18 protein-coding genes are annotated in these 16458 nt (G+C 76.0%); 10 read left to right on the forward strand and 8 right to left on the reverse strand.

The genetic code is table 11. The features are described from left to right. Window positions 1-29: 29 nt before the first annotated feature. Window positions 30-548 (forward strand): HAD domain-containing protein, encoded by a 519-nt coding sequence (locus QSK52_RS20925; RefSeq protein WP_285737636.1) that lies wholly within the window; start codon window positions 30-32, stop codon window positions 546-548. Window positions 549-739: 191 nt separating this feature from the next. On the opposite strand, the gene QSK52_RS20930 is transcribed toward QSK52_RS20925, so the two are convergent. Together QSK52_RS20930 and QSK52_RS20935 are read right to left on the reverse strand one after the other, a co-directional pair. Further along, complete coding sequence (locus QSK52_RS20930; protein ID WP_285737637.1) at window positions 740-1030, reverse strand: hypothetical protein; 291 nt, start codon at window positions 1028-1030, stop codon at window positions 740-742. A gap of 90 nt (window positions 1031-1120) precedes the next feature. Continuing rightward, on the reverse strand, window positions 1121-1870 hold the full coding sequence (locus tag QSK52_RS20935) for an MBL fold metallo-hydrolase (RefSeq protein ID WP_285737638.1): 750 nt from the start codon (window positions 1868-1870) through the stop codon (window positions 1121-1123). A gap of 83 nt (window positions 1871-1953) precedes the next feature. On the opposite strand from QSK52_RS20935, the gene QSK52_RS20940 reads away from it, so the two are divergent. Continuing rightward, window positions 1954-2595: a TetR/AcrR family transcriptional regulator gene (locus QSK52_RS20940; RefSeq protein ID WP_285737639.1), complete on the forward strand. Its 642-nt coding sequence runs from the start codon at window positions 1954-1956 to the stop codon at window positions 2593-2595. Here the strand turns inward: QSK52_RS20940 and QSK52_RS20945 are convergent. Further along, window positions 2579-3367, reverse strand: a complete 789-nt coding sequence (locus tag QSK52_RS20945) for a CPBP family intramembrane glutamic endopeptidase (protein WP_285737640.1) — start codon at window positions 3365-3367, stop codon at window positions 2579-2581. The genes QSK52_RS20940 and QSK52_RS20945 overlap by 17 nt on opposite strands. A gap of 146 nt (window positions 3368-3513) precedes the next feature. Next, a complete protein-coding gene (locus QSK52_RS20950) occupies window positions 3514-5013 on the reverse strand; it encodes a glutamate--cysteine ligase (protein ID WP_285737641.1) in 1500 nt (499 codons plus the stop codon). Between the two features lie 369 nt (window positions 5014-5382). Here QSK52_RS20950 and QSK52_RS20955 point away from each other — a divergent pair, with 369 nt between their 5' ends. Further along, a complete protein-coding gene (locus QSK52_RS20955) occupies window positions 5383-6183 on the forward strand; it encodes a hypothetical protein (RefSeq protein WP_285737642.1) in 801 nt (266 codons plus the stop codon). A 307-nt stretch (window positions 6184-6490) separates the two neighbouring features. Beyond that, on the forward strand, window positions 6491-6682 hold the full coding sequence (locus QSK52_RS20960) for a DUF5999 family protein (RefSeq protein WP_285737643.1): 192 nt from the start codon (window positions 6491-6493) through the stop codon (window positions 6680-6682). Window positions 6683-6860: 178 nt separating this feature from the next. Here the strand turns inward: QSK52_RS20960 and QSK52_RS20965 are convergent, their stop codons facing one another. The 3 genes from QSK52_RS20965 to QSK52_RS20975 all read right to left on the reverse strand — a co-directional run bounded on the left by QSK52_RS20965 (window position 6861) and on the right by QSK52_RS20975 (window position 9111). Then, window positions 6861-7574 carry a GNAT family N-acetyltransferase gene (locus QSK52_RS20965; RefSeq protein ID WP_285737644.1) on the reverse strand — a complete coding sequence of 238 codons (714 nt, stop codon included), beginning with the start codon at window positions 7572-7574 and terminating at the stop codon, window positions 6861-6863. A gap of 45 nt (window positions 7575-7619) precedes the next feature. Further along, window positions 7620-8195 carry an AAA family ATPase gene (locus tag QSK52_RS20970; protein ID WP_285737645.1) on the reverse strand — a complete coding sequence of 192 codons (576 nt, stop codon included), beginning with the start codon at window positions 8193-8195 and terminating at the stop codon, window positions 7620-7622. A 172-nt stretch (window positions 8196-8367) separates the two neighbouring features. Beyond that, a complete protein-coding gene (locus QSK52_RS20975) occupies window positions 8368-9111 on the reverse strand; it encodes an SseB family protein (protein ID WP_285737646.1) in 744 nt (247 codons plus the stop codon). Between the two features lie 59 nt (window positions 9112-9170). Here QSK52_RS20975 and QSK52_RS20980 point away from each other — a divergent pair, with 59 nt between their 5' ends. The 5 genes from QSK52_RS20980 to QSK52_RS21000 all read left to right on the forward strand — a co-directional run bounded on the left by QSK52_RS20980 (window position 9171) and on the right by QSK52_RS21000 (window position 14236). Further along, entirely contained in the window at window positions 9171-9917 is a 747-nt protein-coding gene (locus tag QSK52_RS20980; RefSeq protein WP_285737647.1) for a serine hydrolase, read from the forward strand. A gap of 4 nt (window positions 9918-9921) precedes the next feature. Continuing rightward, window positions 9922-11010 carry an ABC transporter substrate-binding protein gene (locus QSK52_RS20985; RefSeq protein ID WP_285737648.1) on the forward strand — a complete coding sequence of 363 codons (1089 nt, stop codon included), beginning with the start codon at window positions 9922-9924 and terminating at the stop codon, window positions 11008-11010. A 128-nt stretch (window positions 11011-11138) separates the two neighbouring features. Continuing rightward, window positions 11139-12359: an alanine racemase gene (locus tag QSK52_RS20990; RefSeq protein WP_285737649.1), complete on the forward strand. Its 1221-nt coding sequence runs from the start codon at window positions 11139-11141 to the stop codon at window positions 12357-12359. A 297-nt stretch (window positions 12360-12656) separates the two neighbouring features. After that, window positions 12657-13064 (forward strand): YciI family protein, encoded by a 408-nt coding sequence (locus tag QSK52_RS20995; protein ID WP_285737650.1) that lies wholly within the window; start codon window positions 12657-12659, stop codon window positions 13062-13064. Between the two features lie 20 nt (window positions 13065-13084). After that, window positions 13085-14236, forward strand: a complete 1152-nt coding sequence (locus QSK52_RS21000) for an RNA polymerase sigma factor (RefSeq protein ID WP_285737754.1) — start codon at window positions 13085-13087, stop codon at window positions 14234-14236. A gap of 88 nt (window positions 14237-14324) precedes the next feature. Here QSK52_RS21000 and QSK52_RS21005 read toward each other — a convergent pair whose 3' ends face one another. Then, window positions 14325-15458: a DUF2510 domain-containing protein gene (locus QSK52_RS21005; protein WP_285737651.1), complete on the reverse strand. Its 1134-nt coding sequence runs from the start codon at window positions 15456-15458 to the stop codon at window positions 14325-14327. Between the two features lie 229 nt (window positions 15459-15687). Between QSK52_RS21005 and QSK52_RS21010 the strand changes: the two genes are divergently transcribed. Then, window positions 15688-16458, forward strand: a complete 771-nt coding sequence (locus QSK52_RS21010) for a gamma-glutamyl-gamma-aminobutyrate hydrolase family protein (protein ID WP_285737652.1) — start codon at window positions 15688-15690, stop codon at window positions 16456-16458.

Consider the following 16458-nt stretch of genomic DNA (forward strand, 5'->3'; position numbering starts at 1 on the left):
AACTGGCCGCGACCGGGAGGGACCGCCGCATGGACAAGCCACTGCTGTACCTCGACGTCGACGGGGTGCTGAACCCGGTGTTCCCGCACCCCGACGACGACTTCGACGCGCACACCCTGCTGGGCTACTCGGTGCTGCTGTCACCCCGCCACGGCGACTGGCTGCGCGAACTGGCCGACCACTACGAACTCGTGTGGGCCACCACCTGGGAGGAGCGGGCCAACGAGCACATCGGCCCGCTGCTCGGCCTGCCCGAGCTGCCGGTGGTGGTGTTCAGCGGTTACGTCCCGCAGCCCGGCGACCCGCGGGTGCCGCTGATGGAGCTGTTCTCGGCCGCCAAGTGGGCGCCGCTGCTGCGGCACGCGCAGGGCCGCCCGTTCGCCTGGGTGGACGACTGCATCCCGCCGCGCCTGGTGCGGCGCAGCGTCCTGCGGACGGACCGGCTGCTGCTGCCGGTCGACCCGGCGCAGGGGCTGCAGCGCGAGCACGTGGACCGGCTGCTGCGACGGCCGCCCTCGCGGGCCCGGCTGAACCCGTGGGCCTGCTGAGACCGTCCCCGGGAGTCGGCCCCGGAGCGGGGACGGGGGCGGGGGTGACGACGGCCCGGAAGGACCCGCGTGCGCTGCGCCGGGCCTCCTCGCGCAACCGCGACCACCTGCGACCGTGGGAGCCCGTCGGGGCGACGCCTTCTTCACCGAGCGGGGCCGTCCGCCGGGGTGCGGGGCCGGGGACGGGCCGGTCAGTCCTCGGGGCGGGAGAGGAAGGCGGGCAGGGGGGCGGTGGGGTCGGAGATCTCGACCCAGACCCGCTGCCAGCGGGCGGTCTCGGTGTGGCCGTAGCGGTCGCCGAGCGCGAGGACGCGCAGCATGGCGAGCGTCTGGGTCCGGTCGGGCTGTTCGGTGACCCGGACGGAGAGCCGGGTGGCGCCGTGGCGGGTGCGGTCGACGACGGGCGGGCGGCCGGTGAGTTTGTGCAGGGCGTCCGCGATCAGGCGTACCCGTGCGCCGTGCGGGCCCGGCAGTCCGTCCATCTGGCGCTCCCCCGTCGTGCGTACCCCGTCACCGCGGCTGTCGGGGGTCAGCCTACCGTCGCGCGGTGACGGGGCGTCAGCGCGGAGCGGTCACAGGGTCAGCGGCCGGCCGGGGGCGAGGACGTGCACGGCGGTGTCGGGGGCGAGGTCGGCGACGGCGTCCCGGTAGAGGTCGGGGCGGTCGCGGACGAGTTTCAGGACGGTGGCCTCGCGCAGCCGTCCGGCGGTGAAGGCGTAGTGGATGGGGACGGCGAGGCGGGGGCGGAGCACGGCGGTGAGCTCTGCGGCCTGCCGGGCGTCCATCACCACCTGGCGGTTGAGGGCGGGACGGATCCGCAGGCCGTTGATCGGGAGCAGGGCGAGGTCGATCTCGGGGAAGCGCCGGGCCACCTCGTCGAGGGCGGGGACGCGGAGGGTGTCGGCGCCGAAGAAGACGGTGCGGCCCTCGTGCCGGAGCACGAAGGTCACCTCGGGGACGCCGTGCAGGGCCGGGGCGGCGGTGACCTCCACCGGGCCGAGGCGGGTGGACTGCCAGGGGTCGAGTTCGGTGACCCGGCGGAACCCGGCGGCCCGGACCCGGGCGGCGAGGCCGCGGACCACGGCGAACGGGACGTCCCGGTCCGGGTAGGAGGCGAGCGCGTCGAGGTCGCAGTGGTCGTAGTGGCCGTGGCTGATCACGATGCCGGCCAGCGGCGGCAGGTCCGCGGCGGTGGCCACCGCGCGCGGCTCGCCCGGCCGGTAGCCCCGGCGTTCGGACAGCCAGGGGTCGGTGAGGATCCGGGCGCCCGCGAAGTCGATCAGCGCGCTGGCGTGGACGACGCGTTGCACGGTGGTGGTCATGGCTCCCCCAGTAGTCGGTGGACGGCTGTCCACTGATGGGTGTGAGTAGACGCCTGTCCGGTGAAACTGTCAACATGGCGACCATGACCACGAGGACGACCGGGGCACCGGGACGCCGACCCAACCGGCGCGGCGAGGGCGCACTGCTGCGCGGGGAGCTGGTCGCTGCGGCGAGCGCGCTGCTGGAGGAGGGCGAGGGCGAGCAGTCGCTCTCGCTGCGCGCGGTGGCCCGCCGCGCCGGGGTCGCGCCGCAGAGCGTCTACCTGCACTTCGCGGACGTCCGGGCGCTGCTGGTGGCGGTGTACGAGGCCCGGTTCGGCGAGCTGCTCGCGACGCTGGAGAACGCCGGGGGCGGCGGGGACGGCCTGGACGGCCGGGCCCGGCTGCGGGCGCTGTGCCTGGCGTACTGCGGGTACGGGCAGGCGCACCCCGGGCACTACCGGGTGCTGTTCGGCACCGCGGGATCCCCCGGCTGGGAGCCGGACCAGATGGCGGGCCTGCCCGCGCTGGCGCTGCTGGACGAGGCCGTCCGGGCCGCGGGTCGGGCGCCGGGCGGCGCGGGGGCGGTGGGGATCGCACCGGAGACGCTGGGCGTGTGGGCGGCGCTGCACGGGCTGGTGACGCTGCGCCGGGACCGGCCCGGTTTCCCGTGGCCGCCGGTGGAGGTGCTGGTGGACGCCCTGCTGGACGCCCCGGCCGGGGACGGGGTCAGGGCAGCCAGCTGACGTGCCCCGCCAGCAGGGCGTAGCCGACGAAGGCGGTGGTGTCGATCAGGGCGTGGGCGGCGACCAGCGGGCCGACCCGCTGCCAGCGGCGGTAGAGCAGGCAGAAGACCACGCCCATCACCATGTTGCCGACCAGTCCGCCGACGCCCTGGTAGAGGTGGTAGGAGCCGCGCAGCACCGCACTGGCGGCCACCGCCGCGGGCCAGCCCCAGCCGATCTGCTGCAGGCGGCGCAGCATGTAGCCGACCACGACGACCTCCTCCAGGATGGCGTTCTGCCAGGCGGAGGCGACCAGGACGGGGATCCGCCACCAGACGTCGGGCAGGCCGGAGGGGGCGACGGTGAGGTTGAAGCCCGCGGCCTGGGCCCCCAGGTAGAGGGCGAGGCCGGAACCGCCGATGCAGGCGGCGACCAGTGCGCCGCGGCCGAGGTCGGAGAGCTTGTGGCGCAGGTCGAAGCCCAGCACCCGCAGCGAGGCGCCCTCCCGGACCAGCAGGTAGCCGACCAGGACGACCGGCATCAGGCCGCGGGCCACGTAGTAGAGCTGCCAGGCCAGGTCGAGCCAGGGGCGGCCGGGGGCGCGGGAGGCGTTGAGGGTCGCGACCTGGCTGCCGAGGTCGGCGGGCTCGGTGAGCGAGCCGACGAAACTGATCAGCGAACTGACGCCGCTGGCGCCGAGGGAGAGTCCGAGGACGATCAGCAGCTCGACGGCGAGGAGCCGTCGCGAAGGGGCCTTGGGGGTGGTGGCGGGCTCGGCCGAGGCGGTGGTCACGGGTCTCCCGGGGACGGACGATCGGCCCGGGGCCGTGCTGCTGCCCCGGGCCGATCATCCTTTCACAGGAAGATGAGCCTCCCGTGAAGCGCCGTGGCCGGTACCCGCCCGGCGGTCGGGGCGGGGCGGGGGCGGGAGCAGGGCGGTCAGTCGAGCGGCCAGGTGTGGACGGGTTCGCCGGTGCGCATGCACTCGATGTAGCGGCGGGTCATGGCGGCGATCGCCTCGTTCGGGCCGAGGTTGTGGTGCTCGCGCAGGCGGTGGACGGTGGCGGCCTGCCAGGCGGCGCCGTTGGTGCGGCGGAGGCAGCGCTGTTCGATGATGCCGAGGTAGCGGTCGCGGTCGCGGGCTTCGATGCCCCATTCGTCCAGGCCCTGGTGGGCCAGCGGGAGGAGTTCGTTCAGGACCAGGTCGGTGGCCGGGAGTTCGACCTGGCCGCGGGCGCCGCGGCCGCTGCGGGGCCACCACTGGACGGCGTCGATGCCGTGGCGGGCGCCGTTCTGGAAGTTCCGGTCGGCCAGTTCGAAGGGGAGCCTGGTCCAGACCGGTCGGGACTGTTCGGCGAGGACGCGGACCAGGCCGTAGTAGAAGGCGGCGTTGGCGAGGGTGTCGACCACGGTCGGGCCCGCGGGCAGGCAGCGGTTCTCCACCCGCAGGTGGGCGACGCCGTCGGCGACGTCGTACACGGGGCGGTTCCAGCGGTAGATGGTGCCGTTGTGCAGGCGCATCTCGCCGAGCCGGGGGACGCCGCCGGAGGACAGCACCTTGACCGGGTCCTCGTCGTCGCAGATCGGCAGCAGCGCCGGGAAGTAGCGCAGGTTCTCGGCGAACAGGTCGAGCGCGGAGTCGACCCAGCGCTCCCCGAACCAGGTGATGGGGCGCACGCCCTGCGCCTTGAGCTCGGCCGAACGGGTGTCGCAGGCCTGCTGGAACAGCACCGGGCGGGTCTCGCGCCACAGCTCGCGGCCGAACAGGAACGGGGAGTTGGCGCCCAGCGCGAGCTGCACGCCGCAGATCGCCTGGGCCGCGTTCCACACCGAGGCGAAGCGGGCCGGGGTGACCTGCAGGTGCAGTTGCAGGGAGGTGGCGGCGGCCTCGGCGACCATGGAGACCGAGTCGACGGCGAGGCGCTCCACCCCGTCGATGTCGAGGGCGATGTCCTCGCCGCGGGCGGCCAGGATCTGGTCGCTGAGCAGGCTGTAGCGGTCGTTGCGGCTCATCGCGTCCAGCCCGGCGTGCTGGAGGTCGAGGGTGGGCAGGATGCCGACCATCACGATCCGGGCGCCCGCGGCGGCGGCCCGCCGGTCGGCGTAGCGCAGGCCGGTGTCGAGCTCCTCCCGGAGGTCCTCGAAGACGTGTCCGCCCAGGCGGCGCGGGGCGATGTTGACCTCGATGTTGAACCGGCCGAGCTCGGTCTGGAAGTCGGCGGAGGAGATCGCGTCCAGCACCTGTTCGTTGCCGAGCACCGGCAGGCCCTGCTCGTCGGCCAGGTTCAGTTCGATCTCCAGGCCCATCATCGCCCTGGGGCGGTCGAACCGCTCCTCCCTGAGCATCCGCTCCAGCACGTCCAGACAGGACTGGAGCTTGCGGCGGTACAGCTGCCGGTCGGCCAGCTCCGCCCGCGTCGCCACGACCTTCTCGCCCACGGGTGCCTTCCCTCCCCTCGGTCGACAGTGCCCCAGCATCATGCCCCGCTCGAAGATCGATAGCCCGGGGGCGGAACGGCCGTACGAGACAGGGTTCCTGACGATGAGTCAGCAAGTCCTCAACTTGTGCGGCGCAACGGAACGTGATATGAAGGTCACCCTGCGCACCTGTTCGAATGGAATTCGCACGCAGCTCAGGCCCGGTCAGGGCCGTCCGAGACACCCACGATGCCGAGGGGCCCTCGTCGACGACCCGCCCACCACACTCGGCGCCATGCACAACCGGACACGGCCAGACCTCACCTCGCGTCGGCGCCATGCCGGTATGCCGCACGGCACGCCGATCTCGCACGGAGAGGCGACCCAGCCATGACCCTGCACCTGTCCCAGCCCCCGGCCGGCGCACTGCGCGCCGTCCTCCGCGCCCTCGCCCCCGAGGCGGAGCTCTCGCCGCCCTCGGCCAGCGTCCTGCGCCATAGCGTCGACCGCCCCCGGCCGCTGCTCGCCCTGCCCGTCCACGCCCTGCACGGTCCCGCGCCCCGGCTGGCCGGCGCCGACTGCACGGGCTGGCGCTTCCTGCTGAGCGAGACCGCCCCCGAGGAGGCCGCGCCCGCCGCCCCCGCCCCCTGCGGGCACGGCGACTGCGCGGCCGGAGCGGGCCGACCCGGCGCACCGGCGCCGGACGCGCCGGGCGCGGCCGAGCCGCGGGGGGAGCAGGGGCGGGAGCACGCGCCGCTGACCGTCGGCGAGTTCACCGAGGACGGGCTGGACGGGGTGGTGGCCGCCGCCGAGGTGGTCGACGGACCGGCCGGGCCGGCCTTCTCCCACCTGACCGCGGGCCCGTTCCTGGACTCCACCGTGCGTGCGCTGCGCCAGGCCTGGCAGCTGACCCACGGCACGCCCGGGCGGTACGAGCCCCGGCTGCTCTCGCTGCCCGAGCACTACGCCTCGGCGCTGTGGCTGCACGGCGCCCAGCCCGGGGAGGACCTGCTCGTCCCGCTGGCCCCCGCCCCGCTCGGGGTGGCGGCCCACCAGGTGCTGCCCGCCGCCGAACTGCTGGCCCGGCTGGAGCGCTCCCCCGCGGCCCCGGCCCGGTCCGCCGCCGTCGTCACCGCCGTCGCCACCGCAGCCGCCACCGCAGTCGGCCAGTCGACCGCGTTGATCGGCTGAGCAGGCCGAACGACCGAGCAGCTGGGCGGCCGAGGGGCCGAGCGGCTGACGCACCGCCCGAACGGGCCATGTCGCACTGATCCGATCGGATCGGATCGGCATGGCCCGTCCGTGCGCGGATCGGATCGTCTCCCGCCCGGTCGGGTGATCTCGCGCGCTCTTCTGTGGCGCATGTCACCAAATGGCTGCGCGAGCGCCCGCGGAGTCGGACACTGGTGACGGTCGGGTGGAGGACCAATCGTCCTACCCGGCTGACGCCGGTTCACACCTGATCCGGTGCGAAATTTCAGCGAAGCGAGGTACGAGGATGTGCCAGCACCGAACCGAGTGTCCGTCCGCCGAATCGGCTGACCGCGAAGCGGCCGTCCCGGTCGCGCGCCACCCCGAACAGGGCTGGAGCCTGCTGTGCAACGGCGTGCTGCTGTTCGACGACACCGGTGAGCTGCTGCCGGACGGCCGGGTGATCGCCCCGCGCCGGAACCTGCTGATCGCCGCCTGATCACCGCCGATCACGTCCCGGCGCCCGGCACCCGTCCGCCTGCCCGCCGGTCCGCCCGCCCGTTCGCCCGTTCGACGCCCGCCCGGAGTGCGCCCTCCCGGCGGGCGTCGGCGCGTCCGGGCGTCGGCGCGTCCGGGCTCCGACGCGTCCGGGCGCCGGGGCGTGATCGGCCCGGTCGTCAGGAACCGCCGGACGGACGGGCGGTGGGCGTGGACGGGTCGTACCAGAAGCTGGCCATCGGGGAGCGCAGCGTCCAGCCGAGGCTGGTGTAGAGGGCGCGGCCCTCGGTGGTGCCGACCAGCAGGGCGGTGCGTGCGCCCGCCTCGTGCGCCTCGTGCTGCAGGGTGCGCATCAGGGCGGCGCCGAGGCCGCGGCGGCGGTGCTCGGGGGCGGTCTCGATCTGGTCGGGGACGGCGATCAGCGGGGCGTCGGTGCGGCCGCCGAGCGGGGTGGCGGGCGCCAGGCCGAGCTGGCCGCGGGCGGCGAACTCGCCGCCGGTGGTGCGGACCAGGGCCCGGACGGTGCCGCCGCGGCTCCAGGTGGTGATCCGGTAGCCGGACGGGACGGCGGGGCGGCCGGCGCCGGGGCGGAGCGGGAGGGTCATCAGGTACCCGGGGACGTCCTGGTGCCAGCCGGGGCCGACCCAGGGCAGGACGCGCTCGTCCTCGGCGAACAGCTTGAGCCACGTCCAGGGGACGGTGGTGCCGTCGGCGATCTTGCGGACCTCCGCCTCGGCGGGCTCGGGCAGCACGTGGCGCCACACGTGGCGGGGCTGGCCGACGTCGATGCTCCAGCCCCAGGGCTCGGGGGCGGGGTCGGCGGCGCCGCGGGAGACGGCCCAGCCGCTGGTCCAGGCCCGGACGAGTTCGGGGAGGGTGGCGTCGTCGAGCATGGGCGCACTCCAGGAGCGGTAATGGTTGCTAAGGCTCAGTGAAGCTTACCTTTCAGGTGCGGGCACGTCACCGGGGTTCGCGGCGCCCGCCCGGCGCAGGGCCGCGGCCAGGGCCGGGACATCCACCGGACCGCTGGTGTCGACCCGGTGGACGGGGCCCAGGGCGAGCGGTCCCGCCTCGCGGGCCCAGACCTTCCAGCGGCCGTCCGGCTCACCGGGGCGCTCGGGGTGGACGGGGTGGCGGCGGGCGAGGCGCTGCTCGAAGCGGCGGCGGGCGAGCGCGGGCGGGACGTCGCACCACACCTCCTGCGGCCGGTCGACCCCGGCGGCGTCCAGCCCGGCCCGGACGACCGTCCGCATCGGCTCCCCGAGCCAGGGCGCCTCCAGCACGGCCGCGCCGCGGGCGTCGCGCAGCAGCGTCCACAGCGTCTCGCCCGCGGCGGCCCCCAGCGCCCGGCTCCACTCCCAGCGGTCGGCGGGGCGGAGGGCGGCGAGCTGGTCGGCCAGGGTCTCCTTGACCGCGTCCTTGCTGAACAGCGGGAGACCGAGCTCGACGGCCAGGGCGTGCGCGAGGGTGCTCTTGCCCGCCCCGGGCAGGCCGTTCACCAGTACGGTCGTCATCCGGCTCACGGTAACGGGTGTGACGACCCGTCGGGACAGGGGCCGCGGTCCCGAGAACGGCGGCGGCCGGGGCGGGCGGCATCCATCGCGCGGGTACGGCCCGGGGCGGGCGGCTCCGTGGTGGTCGACCTGCCGGTGGGCGGGGAGGGTCGGCGTCCAGCGGGGCGGGTGGTCAGGGGCGGGTGTAGAAGGGCTGCTGTTCGGGGTGGCGGGGCAGGAAGGCGAGCTGGAGGCCGCGGTCGAGGCGGAGGCGGAGGGCCTGGTCGGCGGCGAGGGCCCGGCCGAGGCGGGTGGCGAGGGGTTGGAGGGTGGCGGGGTCGGTGGCCGGGTCGGCCAGGACGAGGGCCAGGGTGGCGTCGGCGTCCGGGGCCGGGACGAGGTGGGCGGCCGCGACGGCGGGTTCGGCGGCGAGCAGGGTGCGCAGGGCCTGCTGCACCTCGGGGTCGCGGTGCGGCGGGAGGTAGCGGCGGTTCTCCGCGACGGCGCGCAGCCGGGCGCCGGACAGCTGGTAGGTGACCGGGCCGGCCGGGTCGACGAGCAGGGTGTCGGCGCGCTCCGAGAAGGCCACCATCGCGGCCTGCGGGGCGACCACCGGCGCCGGGCGGGCGTCCGCGCGCCAGGCCGCCATGGACGCCAGCGAGGTGAACGCGGGCAGGGCGCGGCGCCCGTCCGGGGCCTCCACCACGGGGACGGCCATGTCGCTGGTCTTCTCGTGCCTGTGCCCGTCGGCGCCCACCTCGACCTCCCCCAGCAGCGCCACGATCGGCACCATCAGCCGGCTGGGCGTGAGGGCGGCCAGCAGGTCGGGCTCGGTGGCCGGGTCCTGCTGCCAGGCGGTGAGGGCCGCGACGAGGGCGGGGTCGGCGGTGCCGTCGTCCTCGGCGAAACCGGGGTCGGGGATGTTCTTGCGCTCCACCCCGTGAGCGTATGCCACGTTTACCCCGGGGACGGTCGGCGGAGTCGGTCGGTGCGGCGGTGGAGGAGGTTCGGTGGTGGAGCGGCGTGGACGCGCGGGCGGACGCCTGGCGGTGGCGGCCGTCCGGCCCGGGACGGGTGCGGCGGCGGTGCGCGGCGGCGGTGCGCGGCGGCGGGCTGTTCGTGACGGCCAGCGTGGTGAAGGTCGACCTGGTGGCGGCGCTGCTGCTGCACCGCGGCGGTGAGGGCGGGCTGACGGCCGGGGAGCGGGAGTCGGCGGAGTCGGCGATCGTCCGCAGCGACAATTCGGCGGCGAGCGAACTGTACCGGCGGGTCGGCGGCGCCCCCGGGTTGGACGCGGCGTACCGGGCGCTCGGTCTGGTGGAGACCACCGCCGGGCGGGACGGCTACTGGGGGCTGACCACCACCGGCGTCGGCGACCGGGTCCGGCTGCTGCGGCAGGTCTTCGCCGCGGACGGGGCGCTGCCCGGGCGGCGGTGGTTGGCCGGTCTGATGGGGCGGGTGGTGCCGGAGCAGACCTGGGGTGTGTCGGCGGCCGGGGCGACCGCGCTGAAGAACGGGTGGCTGCCGCGCAGCGCGACCGGGCTGTGGGTGGTCGGCAGCTTCGGCGCGCTGGCGGACGGGACGTTGGTGGCGGTGCTCTCCGACGGCTGGCGGGAGATGGCGCAGGGCGTGGCGGCGGTGGAATCGGCGGCGCGCTGGGCGGCGGGAGCGGTGGGGGCGGCGGGCACGACGAGGGCGGCGGGTACGGTGGGGCGAGGTGGCCGGGCGGGTGGCGGGAGTTGACGGGATGTCGGGGTCGAGCGTGCGGGTCGGGGCGCTGGTGCCGTTGGGTCGGCCCGGATGGGTGGCGGCGGGGCGGCAGTTGCTGGCCGGGCTGGAGCTCGGGGTCGCGGACGTCAACGCGGCGGGCGGGATCGGCGGGCGGCCGGTGGAGCTGCTGGTGCGGGACACCGCGGCGGACCCGGTGCGGGCGGTGGCGGCGGTCGAGGAACTCGCCGGGCTGGGGGTGTCCGCGCTGGCGGGCGAGTACCACAGCGTGGTGGCCCGGGCGGTGGCGACCCGGGCCGAGGAGCTCGGCGTCCCGTACGTCTGCGCGTCGGCGGTGCTGGACGGCCTGGTCGACGCGCCCGCCCGCCGGGTGGCGCGGATCGCCCCGGCGCAGTCGTACGGCTGGCGGGTCTACGCCGAGTTCCTGCTCGGTGCGGGCCACCGCCGGATCGCGGTCGCCGCCGACCCCGGCGCGTACTGGGCGGCCGGGACGGAGGTCCTGCGCGAGCACCTCGCGGTGCACGGCGGGGAGGTGGTCGGCCTCGACGCGCGCGACCGCTCCCCCGGGGCGCTGTGCGACGCGCTGGCCGCGAGCGGGGCCGGTGTCCTGTTGCTGCTGGTCGGGCACCCGGAGCCCGCGGTGCCGCTGGTCCGGGCGGTCCGGCGCGACCCCCGGCTCGGTGGCGTCCTGCTCGGGGCACCCGCCGGGCAGCCCGAACTGCCGGACTGGGTCGAGCAGTTGGGGGCGGACGGTGCCGCGGTGCCGTTCCTGCGCTACCTGCCCGAACGGTTCACCCCGCACGGCGCCCGGGTGGACGCCGCCCTGCGCGAACTGCTGGGCGCGGAGCCGTCGTTCGTGGCCTTCGAGGGCTGGGACGCGATGGCCGCCCTGGCCGCGGCCCTGCGGGCGGCCGGGGACGGGAGCGGGCGCGCCTTGGACTGGGCGGGCGTCGAGGTGGCGGGGACGCGCGGGACGGTGCGGTTCTCCCGGGTGCCGGGCAGCGGGGTGTGGCAGTGGGCCCGGCCGCCGGTGCAGGTCGCCGACCGGGACCCGGCGGAGCCGGGGCGCTTCCGCGTCCTGCACGCGGTGGCGGGGCGGGAGGAGTAGGGCGGAGGGGCGGCCGGGTGGCACGCCTGCGGGGGCGGGCGGGGCGGCCCGGGGCGGGTGGGGGTGGTGGGTGGATTGGGGGGCCGGTGGATCTACCGTCCAGTAGGGGGATGTGGCAGTCTGCGCCCATGGCACTCGTTGAAACCACTGCGACCAGCGGAAGCGTCTCCGACCGGGCCCGGTACGACCGGGCGACGGCGCACCTGGACGCGCCGTTGGCCGTCGTGGACCTGGCGGCGTTCGACGCGAACGCGGCGGACCTGGTGCGGCGGGCGGGCGGGAAGCCGGTGCGGGTGGCGTCGAAGTCGGTGCGGTGCCGGGCCCTGCTGGAGCGGGTGCTGAAGGTGGACGGCTTCGCGGGGGTGATGAGCTTCACGCTGGCGGAGTCGCTGTGGCTGGTGGAGTCCGGTTTCACGGACGTCCTGCTGGCGTACCCCTCGGCGGACCGGGCCGCGTACGGGCGGCTGACCGCGGACCCGGAGCTGGCGCGGCAGGTCAGCGTGGTGGTGGACGACGTGGCGCAGCTCGACCTGATCGACGCGGCCCGGCGGGGTCCGGCGACGGTGCGGGTCTGCCTGGAGCTGGACACCTCGCTGCAGTTGCTGGGCGGCCGGGTGCGGGTGGGCGCGCGGCGCTCGCCGCTGCGGACGCCCGAACAGCTGGGCCGGTTCGCGGAGTCGGTGAACCGCCGCCGGGGCTTCGAGGTGGTCGGGCTGATGGCGTACGAGGGCCACGTGGCGGGTGTCGGGGACGCGGTGCCGGGGCGCCCGCTGCGGTCGGCGGCGGTGCGGCTGATGCAGGCGAAGGCGCGCAGCGAGCTGGCGGCGCGGCGGGCCGAGGTGGTGCGGCGGGTGCGCGAGGTCGCCGAGTTGGAGTTCGTGAACGGCGGCGGCACGGGCAGCGTGGAGTCGACGGTCGCGGAGCGCGCGGTGACGGAGGTGGCGGCCGGTTCGGGGCTGTTCGTGCCGCGGCTGTTCGACAACTACCGTGCCTTCCGGGGCCGTCCGGCGGCGCTGTTCGCCCAGCCGGTGGTACGGCGTCCCGGTGTGGGCGTGGTGACGGTGCTGGGCGGCGGGTACCCCGCCTCCGGCCCGGCGGGGGCGGACCGCTCCCCCGTCCCGTACCTGCCGTCCGGGCTGCGGTACGACCCGCAGGAGGGCGCGGGCGAGGTGCAGACGCCGCTGCTCGGGTCGGCCGCGGACGACCTGCTGATCGGCGACCGGGTGTGGTTCCGGCACGCGAAGGCGGGCGAACTGTGCGAGCGCTTCGAGCAGTTGCACCTGGTCGAGGGCGACGCCGTCACCGGGACCGTGCCCACCTACCGGGGCGAGGGCCGCACCTTCCTGTGAGGCCCGGCCGCCCGGCCGCCGCGCGGCGTCCCGGGGGCTGCCCGGGCGGGTGGCGCGGAGGTCTTCTCGGTGGAGTACGAGGAGGAGAACGGCAAGCCGGTGCCGCCGACCTTCCACTACCACCGGGACGGCCGGACGAGGAGCGGGCCGGGCGCGACCCCTCGAGGGGCGGGCCCCGGGCCCGCCGGAAAAAACTCCGGAGGATTTTCCCGCGTCCGTGTCGAGAACCCGTGAGCGGCTCCGTCCCAGGGGTGAAGGCGGCCACAATGGGCCGCACCAGTACCGAGGAGCGAGACCATGGCCAAGTACCTGATGCTCAAGCACTACCGCGGCGCGCCGGAGCCCGAGGGCTTCGTCCCGATGGACCGGTGGACGCCCGAGGAGGTCACCGCGCACATCCAGTACATGCGCGACTTCGCGGCCAAGCTGGAACGGACCGGCGAGTTCGTGGACGCGCAGGCGCTCGCGCCCGAGGGGACGTGGGTGCAGTACGGCGGGGAGGGGAAGCCGCCGGTCACCGACGGGCCGTTCGCCGAGACCAAGGACCTGATCGCGGGCTGGATGGTGATCGACGTGGACAGCCACCAGCGGGCGCTGGAGCTGGCCGCCGAGCTGTCGGCGGCGCCCGGGGCGGGCGGCCGGCCGATCCACGAGTGGCTGGAGCTGCGCCCGTTCATGTCCGAGCCGCCGACCGTCACGGAGTGAGCGCGGTGGCGTCGTCGGCCGTGGACGAGGGGCTGCTGCGCGTCCTCACCCCGGAGGTCCTGGCGGTCCTGGTCCGGCGCGGGGCCGACTTCGCGGCGGCCGAGGACGCCGTCCAGGAGGCCCTGCTGGAGGCCGTCCGGCGGTGGCCGGACGAGCCCCCGCGGGACCCGAAGGGCTGGCTGGTGACCGTCGCGTGGCGGCGCTTCCTGGACGCGGCCCGGGCCGACACCGCGCGCCGCCGCCGCGAGGACGCGGTGGAGGAGGAGCCCGGGCCCGGTCCGGTGCCGGACACCGACGACTCGCTGCAGCTGTACTTCCTGTGCGCGCACCCGTCGTTGACGCCGTCCTCGGCGGTGGCGCTGACGCTGCGCGCGGTCGGCGGGCTCACCACCCGGCAGATCGCCGCGGCGTACCTGGTGCCGGAGGCGACCATGGCGCAGCGGATCTCGCGGGCCAAGCGGACCGTCTCGGGCGTGCGGCTGGACCGGCCCGGGGACGTGGCGACGGTGCTGCGGGTGCTGTACCTGGTCTTCAACGAGGGCTACTCCGGGGACGTCGACCTGGCGGCCGAGGCGATCCGGCTGACCCGGCAGCTCGCGGCCCGGATCGACCACCCCGAGGTGTCCGGCCTGCTGGCGCTGATGCTGCTGCACCACGCCCGCCGGGCCGGGCGGACCGCGCCGGACGGCAGCCTGGTGCCGCTGGCCGAACAGGACCGCACCCGCTGGGACACCGCCGCCATCACCGAGGGCGTCGCCGTCCTTCAGGCGGCGCTGGCCCGCGACCGGCTCGGCGAGTTCCAGGCCCAGGCGGCGATCGCCGCGCTGCACGCGGACGCGCCGACCGCTGCCGAGACCGACTGGGTGCAGATCGTCGAGTGGTACGACGAACTGGCCGCGCTGACGGACAACCCGGTCGTCCGCCTCAACCGGGCCGTCGCCGTCGGCGAGGCGGACGGCCCCCGCGCGGGCCTGGCCGCCCTCGCCGCGCTCGACGAGTCGCTCCCCCGGCACACCGCCGCCCGCGCGTACCTGCACGAACGGGCCGACGACCTGCCGACCGCCGCCGCCCTGTACGCGCGGGCCGCCCACGAGGCCGGCACGGCAGCCGAACGGGACCACCTGATCCGGCAGGCGGCGCGGATCAACACGCGGCTGCGCGGAGGAAGGTGAGGAGGAGGCCGGGGACGGCCGCGGCCCGGCGCGTCGTCCCCCCTCGTTCGGGGGGTGGCGTGCCGGGCCGTGCGGGGGCGGCGGTCGGTCAGGTGGTGGTGCCGCCCCCGCCGCCGGTGCTGCCGACGTCGGCCTTGGTGATGCCCTTCAGGATGGTGTCCATCTGGTTCAGGCCGGGCGCCTTGTCGGCGATGTCGAAGCCGAAGTGGACGGCGGTCAGGGCCTTGCCGTCGGCGGTCGGGAAGACCACCGTCTCGACGTAGCCCGGGTTGCCCTGCTCGGCGTCGACCTGCCAGCGGACCAGGTAGCCGGAGCGGCCGGCCACCGTGACGGGCTCGTTCTTCAGTTCCTTGTGGCCGTTGAGCTTGCCGTAGGCGTTCTTGGCGGCGTCGACGATGTCGGCCTGCGCGGCCTGCTTGGCGTCGGTGCCCTGGAGCTGGGTGGTGAACACGCCGCCCAGCGAGCAGTTGTCCTGGCCGTCGGCGCAGGTGTAGTCGCCGGTGGTGATGCCCGCGTAGCCGTCGTTCGTGGTGCCGCCCTTCCAGCCGTTCGGGACGGGCAGCGCGATGCCGTTGACGGTGTCGACGGCGGTGGTGCTGCTCTTCCCGCTGCCGCCGCTGCCACCGCCACTGCCGAAGCCGAACGGGTCGGTGGGGCTGTCGTTGCCCCCCTTGCCCCCCTTGCCACCGCTGCCGCCGTTGCCGCCCTCGCCGAGGCCGCCGCTGCCGAAGCCGCCGCCGGGGTGGCGGCCGTCGGTGCTGGGGGCGGCAGTGGACCTGGTCCTGTCGTGGCGGCCGTCCATCACCAGGTAGGTGACGCCGGAGCCGACCAGGAGGCCGAGCACGGCGGCGACCGACGCGGCGACCAGCACCGGCTTCGACGGCTTGCTGCGGGCGGGCTTCGCCCCGAACTGCCCGGTGTACGGGGGCAGCGGCGGGTAGTGGACGGTCTGCCCGGAGGCGTCCAGCACGGTGCCCTCGAGGACGGCCGTCTCCTCGACCCCGGGCGCGGCGGTCCCGGGCGCGGCGGTCCCGGCGGCGGGCGGCGCGTCCGCGGGGGTCGCGTCGGCGGGGGTCGCGTCGGCGGGGGCCGCCGGTCCGGCGGGGGCCGGGCGGGTTTCGGCGGTCCAGCCCTTGCCGTCCCACCAGCGCTGGGGGCGGGGGTCGCTGTCGGTGTCGACCGGGTCCGGGTACCACCCGGCCGGAATCTGCTGCTCGCTCACGACAGAGACCCTAGGGGGCGACGGATAAGCGGGAAATCAGGGAGGGGGCACATTCCGGGGTCCGGCGATGAGATTCCGGTGAGAATCACACGATCGTCCCCGTCTGCGCGCCCCGGCGGCGGCCTTGCGCGCCCCCGGGGGCGCACGGTGTGCTCCACGCGCCTGAAGGGGCGCACGAGGGGGGTGGGTCGTACGGCGCGGGGAGTGGCCGCACGGCAGAATGCGCGCCATGACCTCTCGCCCCGTGATCGGCATCAGCACCTACCTCAACGACGCCGCCTGGGGGCGGTGGGACCGGATGCGCTCCGTACTGCTGCCCGCGCGCTACCCGGAGCTGGTGCGCGAGGCCGGCGGGATCGCCCTGATGCTGCCGCCGGACGCGCCGGAGCACGCGGCGGCCGTGGTGGCCCGGCTGGACGGCCTGGTGATCGCGGGCGGCGAGGACGTCGACCCGGCCCTGTACGGCGAGCGGCCGCACCCGCGGACGGTGGCCACCGCGGCCGCGCGCGACCTGTGGGAGGCCGCGCTGATCCGCGCCGCGCTCGCCGCCGGGACGCCGCTGCTGGGCATCTGCCGCGGCATGCAGCTGCTGAACGTGGTGTGCGGCGGCTCGCTGGTCCAGCACCTGCCGGACGCGGTCGGCGAGGAGGAGGGGCTGCGCCACGTCGGCGCGCCCGGCGAGTACGGCCGCCACCCGGTCCGCCCGGTGCCCGGCACGCTGCTCGCGGACCTGCTGCCGGAGGAGTCGGTGGTCGTCCCGACCTTCCACCACCAGGCGGTCGCCCGCCTCGGCGAGGGCCTGACCGTCAGCGCGTACGCCGAGGACGGCACGATCGAGGCGGTCGAGGGCGCGGGCTTCACCGTCGGCGTGCAGTGGCACCCCGAGCAGGGCGAGGACCGGCGGGTCGCCCGCGCCCTGGTCAACGCGGCCCGGCTGGCCCCGCTCACCGCCCCGGCGACGCCGGAGGAGGCCGTCCTCCCGAGCTTCCGGAGCTCCTGA

This window comes from Kitasatospora phosalacinea (genome assembly GCF_030268885.1).
GTDB lineage: Bacteria > Actinomycetota > Actinomycetes > Streptomycetales > Streptomycetaceae > Kitasatospora > Kitasatospora phosalacinea_C.